The organism is Bacillus sp. FSL W7-1582 (assembly GCF_038593325.1).
GTDB classification, from domain to species: domain Bacteria; phylum Bacillota; class Bacilli; order Bacillales; family Bacillaceae; genus Bacillus; species Bacillus altitudinis.
Window position 1 is genome coordinate 680,625 of the sequence record NZ_CP151987.1, and the last position, 13,178, is coordinate 693,802.

Genomic DNA, 13,178 nt, shown 5'->3' on the forward strand with positions numbered 1-13,178 from the left:
TCATTGAAAGAGAAACCACTTCAACAGCTTGTGACGTTTAGAAATGAAAAGGCGGGGTAACTTACAAATAAGATCATAAGGGGAGGGAACATACATGAATAAGCGTCCGAATGCGTATGTACTTGCAGGATTAGGGGTTGGTGGTGCAGTGTTATTAGCAGTGAAAAATAAACAGCATCTGAAAAAATGGGTCAGCATGTTCCGGTCAGATGAAAAGGTTCCTGAAAAAGCTGGTCACCCTGATCCGTTAGATATTCAAGACAACAAGATGGTTGATGAAGGGGCCATGACATCTGTTCATTATTTTAATGAAGTGAGACAATAGCTTTAAAAAACCGTTTTGAATCAATCAAAACGGTTTTTTCTTGTCTTTCTTTTGACATGATATTTAAGAGGATCGACAATGGTAAAACCAATCAGTCCATTGTGATCAGGCATTGAGAATTGAAATTCAATGCCCGATAAATGATAGGTTGAGAGAACTTCCTGATCCGTAAAACGTAACGAAAGCTCGTCCTCATAAACGGGTGTGTGCTTCAACACCTTGGCTTCTTCTGCAAATAACTCCAGCCCAGCCACTCGGCCCTCTTTGTCGATGTCTACGTTCACACATTCATTCACGTCTAATTCAATGGTTTCTTTAATTGTCCCGATTCGAGGCGGGATGAGATAGATGTATCCGATGTCGATCGTTTGATCATATGTGATGGTTCTTTTCAAATCATTCACCTGCTTGGTCGATAGTCAAATGTTCCTTTCATGTATAATATCATGTGATGAGATGAAGTAGCTCTCATTTCAGTTCAGCACGAATCTATTGATCTCCCTCAGCTCCTCTTGAAGTGGAGCTTTCATATAGTCTCCATTCACCTCGCCTAAAGTGAAAATCGACTATTTTCAAAAGAATGAAACTTTTAGCTGAAGGAGGTTACCCATTTTTTGCGGTGTCTGATTTTGTTATAATATTTAAATGGAATGAAACGAATGGAGGAACGTTTTTCATGTATGATGTTACCGAGTGGAAGCATGTCTTTAAACTCGATCCAAATAAAGAGATTTCCGATGAACAACTGGAAGCGATTTGTGAATCCGGTACGGATGCCATTTTAATTGGCGGCAGTGACAACGTGACAGAAGACAACGTGCTGCAACTGATGTCAAAGGTGCGCCGCTTTCTTGTGCCATGTGTCCTTGAAATCTCGACACATGAGATGATTGTGCCTGGCTTTGACCTGTATTTTATCCCCACTGTGTTAAACAGCGCTCATCCTGATTGGATTGTTGGTCTGCATAAGGATGCGATGAAGGAATACGGTGATTTGATGTCAATGGAAGAGATTGTGCCGGAAGGATATGTCATCTTAAACGAAGAGTGTAAAGCGGCTAAGCTGACAGAGGCAAATACGGCACTGGATATAGATGACGTAAGGGCTTATGCGAGAGTGGCAGAGCACTTGATGAAACTGCCCATCTTTTACTTAGAATACAGCGGAACGCTTGGAGACATAGAGCTTGTGAAAGAAACCAAAGCAGTGCTACATGAAACGGTTCTATTTTATGGCGGCGGTATTGAAAGCGAAGAGCAGGCGAAAGACTTTGCACAGCATGCAGACGTTGTCGTCGTGGGGAACGTCATTTATGACAATTTTAAAGAAGCGTTAAAGACAGTCGACGCAGTGAAAAAGTCATCATAGTCAAACAAGACGAAACGGGTTAAAATAGAACATAAGTTCGAATTGGCGGTGAATGAAATGAATGAAATATCGAATCATCTATTAGAAGGGCTGAATGACGCGCAGAAAGAAGCGGTCAAAGCAACAGACGGGCCGCTGCTACTGATGGCAGGAGCAGGTAGTGGAAAAACACGGGTGCTCACGCATCGAATTGCGTATTTAATGGCAGAAAAGCATGTGGCACCGTGGAATATTTTAGCAATTACCTTTACAAATAAAGCTGCAAGAGAAATGCGTGAACGGGTCCAGGCCATTTTAGGGCCTGGTGCAGATGATATTTGGATCTCGACGTTTCACAGTATGTGTGTCCGAATTTTAAGACGTGATATTGACCGAATCGGTGTGAATCGCAATTTCTCCATATTAGACACATCTGATCAGCTTTCTGTGATTAAAAACATTTTAAAAGAGCGGAACATTGATCCGAAAAAGTTTGACCCGCGCAGTATTTTAGGATCGATCAGCAGTGCAAAAAACGAACTCATTGATGCAGAAGAATACGCAAAGACAGCCGGTGACTTTTACGATCAAGTCGTCAGTGACGTCTATACAGATTATCAAAAACGATTACTCAAGAACCAATCACTCGATTTTGATGATTTGATCATGATGACCATCAGACTGTTTGAGCGAATTCCTGAAGTATTAGAACACTATCAGCGAAAATTCCAATACATTCATGTCGATGAATATCAGGATACGAACAGAGCGCAGTACATGCTTGTGAAATTGCTCGCTCAGCGTTTTCAAAATATATGTGTGGTCGGTGACTCGGATCAGTCCATCTACCGCTGGCGTGGAGCGGATATTACAAACATTCTTTCCTTTGAAAAAGATTATCCGTCCAGTGAAGTGATTTTGCTTGAGCAAAATTACAGATCGACTAAACGTATTCTGAATGCCGCAAACACGGTCATTCAAAACAATTCAAACCGCAAGCCAAAAAACCTTTGGACAGAAAATGACGAAGGAGCGAAGATTGCCTATTACCGTGCGGATAATGAATTCGGTGAAGGTCAATTTGTCGCTGGAAAGATTCGTCAGCTTCATCAGAGCGGCAAGCGTAAATTATCTGATTTTGCGATCCTCTATCGAACGAACGCTCAGTCACGTGTCATAGAGGAAACGTTAATGAAGGCGAACATTCAATACAATATCGTCGGCGGCACGAAGTTCTATGACAGAAAAGAGATCAAGGACATTTTGGCATACTTACGCCTTGTGGCAAATCCAGATGACGATATTAGTTTTGCACGCATTGTCAACGTACCAAAACGAGGAATTGGGGCGACTTCTGTTGATAAAATTGCCGCATATGCAGAAATGAATGATCTTTCTATGTTTGAAGCACTTGGTCAGGTGGATTTCATTGGACTCAGTGCAAGAGCTGCCAATGCACTTGATGAGTTCAAACAGCTCATTGATCAAATGACAAATATGCAGGATTATTTATCTGTCACAGAATTAACGGAAGAGATCCTAGAGAAAACAGGCTATCGTGAAGCACTGAAGATCGAAAAAACGATTGAAGCACAAAGCCGTTTAGAAAATATTGACGAGTTTCTATCGGTCACTAAAAACTTTGAAGAACAAAATGAAGATAAATCACTTGTCACCTTCCTGACAGACCTCGCCCTCGTCGCAGACATTGATAAGCTGGATGAGGCTGAGGAAGAAGATCAGGATGCGGTCATTTTAATGACGCTTCACGCAGCAAAAGGACTTGAATTCCCTGTTGTGTTCTTAATGGGAATGGAGGAAGGCGTCTTCCCGCACAGCCGTTCATTAATGGAAGATGCAGAGATGGAAGAAGAGCGCCGTCTTGCTTATGTAGGGATCACACGGGCCGAAGAAGAGCTTTATTTATCAAGTGCGAAGATGAGAACGTTATTCGGCCGGACGAACATGAATCTGGAATCACGATTTATCAGAGAAATACCAGCTGATTTATTGGACAACCTAAATGAGAAAAAAGAAACGAAAACACCGTTTGGCCAAACGAGAGAAAGACCGCAAAGACGAGGGCCTGTCTCACGTCCACAAACGCAAACCATTCAAAACACAGGCGGCGGCAGCATTGGCTGGGCTGTCGGTGATAAAGCCGCTCATAAAAAATGGGGCGTTGGCACGGTTGTGAGTGTAAAAGGTAGTGGAGATAGTACAGAGCTTGATATTGCCTTCCCAAGCCCGACAGGCATTAAGCGTCTCCTTGCCGCATTTGCGCCAATCGAAAAGCAATAAACTGATAGGACTGACAAAACGGATGAAGTGAAAGGAAGAAGCAGATGGATAAAGAAGCAGCGAAACGCCGGATCGAGGAACTACACCAGATTTTGAATCAATACAACTACGAATATCACACACTGGATCGTCCAAGTGTTCCTGACGCTGAATATGATGCGCGGATGCGTGAGCTGATCTCTCTGGAGGAAGAACACCCTGATTTAAAAGCAGCGGATTCACCCTCGCAAAGAGTAGGCGGTGCTGTTTTAGACGCCTTCCAAAAAGTACGTCACGGCACACCGATGCTCAGTCTCGGCAATGCGTTTCATGAACAGGACCTTCTTGATTTTGACCGCCGGGTTCGTCAAGCAGTCGGTGACGACGTCGCTTACAATGTCGAGCTGAAAATTGACGGACTCGCTGTTTCTCTCCGTTATGAAAATGGCGTGTTTGTCCGGGGTGCCACGCGGGGTGATGGGACAACAGGTGAGGATATTACCGAGAACCTCAAAACCATTCGTTCCATCCCGCTCAAAATCAATCGGCCTCTGTCGATTGAAGTGAGAGGCGAGGCATTTATGCCAAAACCTTCTTTTGAAGCCCTTAACGAAAAAAGATTACAAAACGAAGAAGAGCCGTTTGCGAACCCGCGTAATGCGGCTGCTGGTTCACTTCGTCAGCTCGATACGAAAATTGCAGCGAAACGAAACCTTGATATCTTCGTCTACAGTATAGCGGAGCTTGATGAAATTGGTGTTGAAACGCAAAGCGCAGGACTTGATCTTCTCGATGAGCTTGGCTTTAAAACCAACAAAGAAAGACGGATGTGCCAAACGATTGAAGAAGTGATCGACCTCATTGAAACACTGAAAACAAAGCGTGCTGATTTCTCATACGAAATCGATGGCATTGTCATTAAAGTCAATTCATTGGCACAGCAAGAAGAACTAGGCTTCACAGCAAAAAGTCCACGCTGGGCTGTTGCGTACAAATTTCCGGCCGAAGAAGTCGTGACGAAGCTGATTGATATTGAACTAAGTGTTGGGCGTACTGGCGTCATCACACCAACAGCGATTCTTGAGCCTGTAAAAGTGGCAGGAACGACAGTGCAGCGTGCTTCTCTTCATAATGAAGATTTGATCAAAGAGAAGGATATCCGCCTTTTTGATCAAGTGATTGTCAAAAAAGCGGGCGATATTATCCCAGAGGTTGCAGGTGTCCTTGTTGATCAGCGAACAGGAGAAGAAAAGCCGTTTCACATGCCGACTGAATGTCCAGAGTGTCATAGTGAGCTGGTCAGAATTGAAGGAGAAGTGGCGCTTCGGTGCATCAATCCACAATGCCCCGCCCAAATACGTGAAGGGCTCATTCACTTTGTGTCTCGTAATGCGATGAATATTGATGGGTTAGGGGAGCGAGTCATTACACAACTTTTCAAAGAACAGCTTGTCTCTCGTGTATCAGACCTGTACCGTTTAACAAAAGAAGAGTTGATTCAGCTAGAACGAATGGGCGAGAAATCAGTTGATAATTTACTGCGTTCGATCGAGCAATCGAAAGAAAACTCTCTTGAACGGTTATTATTTGGACTCGGTATTCGATTTATTGGTTCTAAAGCGGCGAAGACATTGGCCATGCACTTTGAGGATATCGATCAGTTAAAACAAGCGACGAAAGAGCAATTACTTGAAGTAGATGAAATTGGTGAAAAAATGGCCGATGCAGTCGTCACGTACTTTGAGAAAGAAGAAATACTAGATCTGCTAAATGAACTAAAAGAACTTGGTGTCAATATGACCTACACAGGGCCAAAACCGGTGAAAGTAGAAGAAAGTGATTCCTACTTTGCAGGAAAAACCATTGTGTTGACGGGGAAATTAGAAGAAATGTCTCGTAATGATGCAAAGGCAGCGATCGAAGCATTAGGCGGCAAGTTAGCAGGTAGCGTAAGTAAAAAAACAGACTTAATCATTGCCGGTGAAGCAGCTGGAAGTAAGCTGACAAAGGCAGAAGAACTCAATATTGAAATTTGGGACGAAGCCAAAATGCTCGAGGAGCTAAAGAAATAAGAGGAGTGTTTTCTATTGAAAAAGTTGCTATTGCTGCTGACAATGCTCACACTGGTATTGTCAGCGTGTGCACCTTTTGGGGGAAAGGATGAGGAAGAGGTCACACAAAAAACGGATGAAACGAAAGAAACAGCGATCATCCCAATGTACAACATCTCTGATTCCTATTACAAAATGGTGCTGCCGTTTAAACAAGGAGCGGCAAGAGGACTAACTGCAGAGCGTCTCAATACACGCTTAGACATTGATGAATTTGAAACAGGACTCATGCGCCTGGCGACAGAATCATTCAATACAAACGACTATCTGTTCCAAGAAGGCCAGCATTTAGATGAAGATACTGTTCTCAGCTGGCTTGCCCGCAAAAAAACAGGCAGTGATCTGAAAAAAGCTGAAAAAGAAGACAAAGACTTTAAGAACTTAGGTTTAAACCCTGCTCTTCCAAACTCAGGTTCAACAAAGTCAAAAAATGAAAATAGTCCAATCTACTTAGCTTCCATGCTAGAGCATAATTACTTAATCAGAAAAGATAAAAATAGCTTACAGCTTGGCGGGGTTGTCATCGGTCTTGCGCTTAACTCTGTCTATTATTATCGCGAAAATATCGGGGATCCTCAGCAAGAGGTGACCATCGATTCATCGAAAAATTCAAAGAAACTTTTAGCAGAGGGCGAAAAAATTGCGGAACAAGTCATTAAACGACTTCGTCAAATGGACGGACTGCAAAAAGTCCCAGTCATGATTGCCCTTTATAAACAAGCGCCAAAATCATCTATTGTTCCAGGAAACTTCATCGCTAAAACCGATGTAAAAGCAGGATCAGCTGATATTGGCAGTTGGGATACGATTAAAGAAGAGAATGTCTTCTTCCCTTCAGATAATGCCAAGAGCAGCTATAAAGATGATTCAGAGCGATTTGACCGCTTCAAGACAAAGGTAGAAGACTACTTCCCGAATTACACGGGTGTGGTAGGCAAAGGTTTCTATAAAAACGGGAACTTGCAAAAAATGAAAGTAGAAATTCCAATGCAATTCTACGGAAAAACAGAAGTCGTGGCATTCACGCAATACTTAACAGGTGAAGTCATGGATTACTATAAGAGCACCAATATAGAAATCAACATCACCTCTTCTGATCAGCAAGAAGCCCTCATCACAAAAAATGCTGAAGACAAAGAACCAACGGTCCATATATATGACTAAATAAAAACCGCCTTTTGTCGGTTTTTAGCGTGTAGACAAACCCTCGCATTCTTTGTCAGTCCTGCGTGCTGGTGCTCACGAATGTGAAATTCGCTCCGCGCCAGTACTCGTCCTTCCTAGGGCTGCAAAGGTTTTCATCACGCTGAAAAGAAGACAAAGGGCTAAAATCAAGTTCATTTTCGCCCTTTGTCAACAATCTGAAAACCGCCTTTTGGCGGTTTTTTTATTTCTAATTAGAGGAATCTTTCAACTTTTGTCAAAGTATGTGAAGAAACCAAAAGGAAAGGCAGGTATGTTGATGCTCGTATAAATGCTGATTACCGTCATGTATAAGTAAAAAGACGATAAAAGGAGAATCAGCATGCATAAAGAAGTAAAAGCACGATACGATGAACAAATGGTCTTAAAGAAAGCGGCTCTACTCTATCATTTTCAGCCAGAACAGGTCACATTTCTAGCCGATGCAGAAAATTATGTGTATGAATATACGGATGAAAAAGGGTCGAGTTATATATTGAAAATCACCCATACCATTCGCCGCTCCCGCACATATATTCTAGGAGAAATGGACTGGATTCGGTATTTATCTCAACATGGAAGCTCAGTAGCTAAACCGGTTTTATCCGCAAGAGGAAAAGATGTTGAAGCGATTCCCGATCAAGCAGGAGGCGCTTTTTTGCTGAGAGTGTACGAAAAGGCGCCTGGCAGAAAAGTGACCGAAGCAGATTGGAATGGACAGTTGTTTCAAGCGTTAGGAGCCTATACAGGGCGTATGCATCAAACGACTAAACAATATCAAGTGAAAGATCCTCGCTATAAGCGTCAAGAGTGGTATGAGGAGGAGCAATTAAAGCTTGAAACGTATATTCCTTCTGATCAAACGGTTGTGTTGCAGCGAAAAGATGAACTGATGCAAAAGCTTCACCAGCTCCGAATATCCAAGGATGTCTATGGACTGGTGCATGCGGATTTACATCACGGGAACTTCCATTATCATCAGGGAGAAATCATTGCATTTGATTTTGATGATTGTGGGTATCACTGGTTTATCAACGATATGAGCATTTTGCTATACAACGTTCTTTGGTATCCGGTGATTCCGTATGAGGATAAAGCTGAATTTACGGGTGAATTTATGAGCCATTTTCTCAAAGGCTATCGACAGGAGAATGAGCTTGATGACGCATGGTTGGCGACAATACCAGATTTCCTTATGCTGCGTCATATGCTTATTTATGGGCTTTTACATCAAGCATTTGATCTCCGAACACTAAGCGCTGACGAAAGTGCCATACTGGCGCGTTTTCGAAAGGAAATTGAGGACAAAACCCCAATTACGCCTTTTGACTTTCATCAGCTAACAACATAAATCAAAAGCCCCTTGCTGTTTCACATAGCAAGGGGCTTTTTATCCTACACTGTATCACACTTCACACCAACAACGCCTTCTAAATCTTTAATATCAAAGTACACATCGGTTGTATAGCGGTCTTTATGTACGCGAACACGTACTTCCATGATCGGATAGTCTTTTTCCTTTAAATCATCAATACGTACAGAATGAATACGAATATTGAGTGCTTTCATTTCTTTTAAAATCTCTGTCATGCGGTTTCGATCAGAAAGTGACATTCTGATGCGGATTTCTTTTTCCTGTAAGCGAATGGGTCCAATCCGCTGGAAGAGCCAAGGTAAAAATTCCACACTGACAAGAATAAAGAAAAGACTGAGGAAGGCTTCTTTATAAAAACCTGCACCTGTTGCAACCCCAAGTCCTGCTGCTCCCCAAATCATCGCAGATGTCGTAAGACCTGAGATGACGTCATTGCTTTTGCGAAGAATCACACCTGCTCCAATAAAACCAACACCAGATATAATTTGCGCCGGTAACCTGAGTGGGTCCATTTGAAGCTTAGAGACTCGAGGGAAATTGTAGGCTGCATCAATGCTGATGATGGTTAATACGCAGGAGCTGACAGCAATGACAATACACGTTTTCAGCCCAAGCGGCTTTTTCTTAAGTTCGCGTTCAAGACCGATGATCAAACCGATTAAGGTGGCAACGGCTAATTTCAAGACCGTATCCCATTCAATTGTCCAAAACATGCGTATCGCTCCTTTCACTTCATGTACGTTTCACATCATGTATATGATCTTCTCACAGCCCATATGGCTGCACAACTTCTATTTTATTCAGAAACGGGAGAAAGAAAAGCATTTTATTGAAAAATAAAGAGAGTCATCCGCATAATGCAGATGACTCCTCATGTCTGGTTATTTTGTTTCTTCTTCGAGATGGTCTTCCATTTTGTTAAATAGCTGCTTTGATGCTTTTGTCGGTTTACTTGTCATTAAGCTCACAACAATTGCGGCTAAGCCACTTAACGTAAAGCCAGGAATCATTTCATAGATACCTGTTGAATGGTTGAGACCTGTCGTGATCCATGTAAGAACCACAACGGCACCCACAATCATTCCGACAAGTGCACCGTGATGATTCATTCGTTTCCAGTATAGACATAACAAGATGACTGGACCGAATGAAGAACCAAATCCTGCCCAAGCATAACCGACGAGGTCAAGAATGGTGTCGCTTGGGTTTAGAGATAGACAAAGAGCAATAATCGCAACAACGAGTACAGACATACGACCAATCATCACAAGCTCTTTATCTGAGGCTTTCTTTCTAAAAAACGTTCTGTATAAATCCTCTGTCATGGCACTTGCTGTCACAAGCAGCTGAGAAGAAATTGAACTCATAATGGCTGCTAAAATGGCAGAAAGTAAGAATCCAGTAATGTAAGGATGGAACAATACTTTAGAAAAGACGATAAAGATCGTTTCAGGATCAGCAAGGTTCATACCCGTTTCATGTACGTATGCGACACCAACTAAACCAACAGATAGTGAACCAATGACAGAGATAATCATCCAGCTCATTCCGATTCGGCGTGCTGGTTTTAAATCTTTTACGGACGTAATCGCCATAAAACGTACGATAATATGAGGCTGTCCAAAGTAACCTAATCCCCAAGCGAGGAAGGAAATAATGCCAATGACGCTCGTTCCTCTAAAAATATCAAGCAATTTAGGGTCAATCTGTTGAATATCATTGAATGTGGCAACAGGTCCACCTAATTGAGTAAAGGCAACGATCGGCACGAGCACTAATGCTAAAAACATAATAGCTCCTTGGACAAAGTCCGTTAAGCTCACTGCTAGAAATCCACCGAACAGTGTATACAAAATCACGATACTTGATGTCAATATCAGACCAAACATGTAGTGAGCACCGAATGCTGACTCAAATAAACGTCCGCCTGATACCATCCCAGATGATGTATACAACGTAAAGAAGATTAAAATGATGACGGCTGAAACTGCTTTTAATAAAGCAGATGATCCTTTGAATCGTTTGTCAAAGAAATCAGGAATCGTAATGGCATCATCAGCAATTTCTGTATAAGAACGTAAACGAGGTGCAAGAATTAAATAGTTCAAATAAGCACCGACAATTAAACCAATTGCAAGCCAGGTTGTCGATAAACCTGTTTTATACATTTCACCTGGTACACCCATCAGCATCCAACCACTCATATCCGCAGCACCTGCTGATAGAGCTGTAACGAATGGACCAAGACCTCGTCCACCAAGCATATAATCATTTAAATCATGTGTTTTCCTAAACGCATACCAACCAATGGCAAGCATCCCGATAAAATAGATAGATAAGGAAATCGTAACTTCAATACTCATTTTGTTTTCTCACCTTTTTCGTATTAATTTGACATCACCTCAATCAAAATATACAGAAGTGCTAGACAGAAATGACATTTCACTGCCCTGCTCACTGCTATGGTTACTTAACCTATCAGAGTATTCCCAAGTGATCAACCTTCTTAAACATCCCCATCAGACAAAAAAAATACGTGTATGCGTGATAAGCGTCTATATGTAAGCGCTTACTAAATTAAATAAAAGTAAAAATTTTCTGATAAATAAAAAGTCAACTTGATGAATATTTTAGACACTGGCTGCACCACAATGACATATTAGTGGACAAAGCCTTTCTAGGCGTCCTCGTAAAGTTGCTTTAGAACAGTAAAATTTGATATGATAAAGTGTATATGACTTATGATCATGACCACGAACACGTATCATTTTTGGAGGTGAACCTGCATGTCAAGAATTTCAATAGAAGAAGTAAAGCATGTTGCGCATTTGGCACGGCTTGCAATTACAGAAGAAGAAGCTGAGATGTTTACAGAACAGCTTGATAGCATCATTTCATTTGCAGAGCAGTTAAACGAGGTAGATACGGAAAACGTTGAACCAACAACACACGTATTAAAAATGAAAAACGTCATGAGAGAAGATGTTCCGAATAAAGGTCTTTCCATTGAGGCAGTCATCAAAAACGCGCCTGATCATAAAGACGGCTATATTCGTGTGCCATCAATTTTGGACTAAAGGAGGCCTGAGGCATGTCACTGTTTGACCACAAAATTTCTGAATTAAAAGAGCTTTTACATAAAAAGGAACTGTCTGTTTCTGATTTAGTGGACGAGTCTTATAAACGAATCCATGAAGTAGACGGGAAAGTACAAGCATTCCTAGCGCTGGACGAAGAGAAAGCACGTGCGTACGCAAAGGAATTGGACGAGGCCGTTGGTGAAAAGGACGAGCTTGGTCTATTGTTCGGTATGCCGATCGGTGTCAAAGATAACATCGTGACGAAAGATTTACGTACAACGGCGTCAAGTAAAATCTTGCAAAACTTCGATCCTATTTACGATGCAACCGTTGTGAACCGCTTAAGAGAAGCGGAAGCTGTCACAATCGGCAAATTAAACATGGACGAATTTGCGATGGGATCTTCTACGGAGAACTCGGGCTTCAAACCAACGAAAAACCCGTGGAATTTAAACACCGTTCCAGGTGGGTCAAGTGGTGGATCAGCAGCATCTGTTGCAGCTGGAGAAGTACCATTCTCTCTTGGATCAGATACAGGCGGCTCCATTCGCCAGCCGGCGTCATTCTGTGGTGTTGTTGGTCTTAAACCAACATATGGCCGTGTATCCAGATACGGTTTAATCGCATTTGCTTCATCATTAGATCAAATTGGGCCGATTACGCGTAATGTTGAGGACAACGCATATGTTCTTCAAGCGATTTCTGGTGTTGATCAAATGGACGCAACGAGTGCAAATGTCGATGTCCCAGATTTTCTTTCTTCATTAACTGGCGACATCAAAGGCTTGAAAATCGCTGTGCCAAAAGAATATCTTGGCGAAGGTGTTGGCGAAGAAGCAAAAGAGTCTGTTCTTCAAGCGTTGAAAGTATTAGAAGGACTTGGTGCCACATGGGAAGAAGTGTCTCTTCCGCATTCTAAATATGCGCTTGCGACTTACTACTTGCTTTCATCTTCAGAAGCATCTGCAAACCTTGCTCGTTTTGACGGTATTCGCTATGGCTACCGTACAGACAATGCAGACAACCTGATTGATTTATATAAAAATACCCGTTCTGAAGGCTTTGGAGACGAAGTCAAACGCCGCATCATGCTTGGCACATTCGCTCTAAGCTCAGGATATTACGATGCATACTATAAAAAAGCGCAAAAAGTCCGTACGCTGATCAAAAAAGACTTTGAAGATGTTTTTGAAAAATATGATGTCATTGTAGGACCAACAACACCAACTCCGGCATTTAACATTGGTGAAAAGACAAGCGATCCACTGACGATGTATGCAAACGACATTTTAACGATCCCTGTTAACCTTGCAGGCGTCCCAGGAATCAGTGTGCCTTGTGGATTTGCAAATGGTCTTCCGTTAGGACTGCAAATCATCGGTAAACACTTTGATGAAGGAACCGTTTACCGCGTGGCTCACGCTTTCGAACAAGCAACAGATCATCATAAAGCAAAACCTGAACTGTAAGGGGTGAA

At 42.2% G+C, this 13,178-nt stretch carries 11 protein-coding genes; 8 read left to right on the forward strand and 3 right to left on the reverse strand.

The genetic code is table 11. The annotated features are described in order from the left end of the window. Positions 1–94 precede the first annotated feature (94 nt). Positions 95–325, forward strand: a complete 231-nt coding sequence (locus NSQ11_RS03435; protein ID WP_098680486.1) for a hypothetical protein — start codon at positions 95–97, stop codon at positions 323–325. 20 nt (positions 326–345) lie between these two features. Here NSQ11_RS03435 and NSQ11_RS03440 read toward each other — a convergent pair whose 3' ends face one another. Further along, positions 346–720, reverse strand: coding sequence for a DUF2283 domain-containing protein (locus tag NSQ11_RS03440; protein WP_099496367.1), 375 nt, complete (start codon positions 718–720; stop codon positions 346–348). A 281-nt stretch (positions 721–1,001) separates the two neighbouring features. On the opposite strand from NSQ11_RS03440, the gene NSQ11_RS03445 reads away from it, so the two are divergent. The 5 genes from NSQ11_RS03445 (at position 1,002) to NSQ11_RS03465 (ending at position 8,597) form a co-directional block, all read left to right on the forward strand. Then, a complete protein-coding gene (locus tag NSQ11_RS03445; protein ID WP_008344257.1) occupies positions 1,002–1,694 on the forward strand; it encodes a heptaprenylglyceryl phosphate synthase in 693 nt (230 codons plus the stop codon). A gap of 57 nt (positions 1,695–1,751) precedes the next feature. Further along, positions 1,752–3,974: a DNA helicase PcrA gene (gene pcrA, locus NSQ11_RS03450; RefSeq protein ID WP_017366764.1), complete on the forward strand. Its 2,223-nt coding sequence runs from the start codon at positions 1,752–1,754 to the stop codon at positions 3,972–3,974. A 44-nt stretch (positions 3,975–4,018) separates the two neighbouring features. Then, positions 4,019–6,025 (forward strand): NAD-dependent DNA ligase LigA, encoded by a 2,007-nt coding sequence (gene ligA / locus NSQ11_RS03455; protein ID WP_335357751.1) that lies wholly within the window; start codon positions 4,019–4,021, stop codon positions 6,023–6,025. A 42-nt stretch (positions 6,026–6,067) separates the two neighbouring features. After that, positions 6,068–7,228 (forward strand): CamS family sex pheromone protein, encoded by a 1,161-nt coding sequence (locus tag NSQ11_RS03460; protein WP_223255677.1) that lies wholly within the window; start codon positions 6,068–6,070, stop codon positions 7,226–7,228. 361 nt (positions 7,229–7,589) lie between these two features. Continuing rightward, the gene (locus tag NSQ11_RS03465) at positions 7,590–8,597 is read left to right on the forward strand and encodes a phosphotransferase (protein ID WP_017366766.1); all 1,008 of its coding nucleotides are present in this window, start codon (positions 7,590–7,592) and stop codon (positions 8,595–8,597) included. 44 nt (positions 8,598–8,641) lie between these two features. Here NSQ11_RS03465 and NSQ11_RS03470 read toward each other — a convergent pair whose 3' ends face one another. After that, positions 8,642–9,340 (reverse strand): MgtC/SapB family protein, encoded by a 699-nt coding sequence (locus NSQ11_RS03470; protein ID WP_169476135.1) that lies wholly within the window; start codon positions 9,338–9,340, stop codon positions 8,642–8,644. A 162-nt stretch (positions 9,341–9,502) separates the two neighbouring features. After that, complete coding sequence (gene putP, locus NSQ11_RS03475; protein ID WP_017359800.1) at positions 9,503–10,984, reverse strand: sodium/proline symporter PutP; 1,482 nt, start codon at positions 10,982–10,984, stop codon at positions 9,503–9,505. Positions 10,985–11,407: 423 nt separating this feature from the next. On the opposite strand from putP, the gene gatC reads away from it, so the two are divergent. Together gatC and gatA are read left to right on the forward strand one after the other, a co-directional pair. Continuing rightward, positions 11,408–11,698, forward strand: a complete 291-nt coding sequence (gatC, locus tag NSQ11_RS03480; protein ID WP_003213898.1) for an Asp-tRNA(Asn)/Glu-tRNA(Gln) amidotransferase subunit GatC — start codon at positions 11,408–11,410, stop codon at positions 11,696–11,698. A 14-nt stretch (positions 11,699–11,712) separates the two neighbouring features. After that, the gene (gatA, locus tag NSQ11_RS03485) at positions 11,713–13,170 is read left to right on the forward strand and encodes an Asp-tRNA(Asn)/Glu-tRNA(Gln) amidotransferase subunit GatA (RefSeq protein WP_035703563.1); all 1,458 of its coding nucleotides are present in this window, start codon (positions 11,713–11,715) and stop codon (positions 13,168–13,170) included. Positions 13,171–13,178 lie beyond the last annotated feature (8 nt).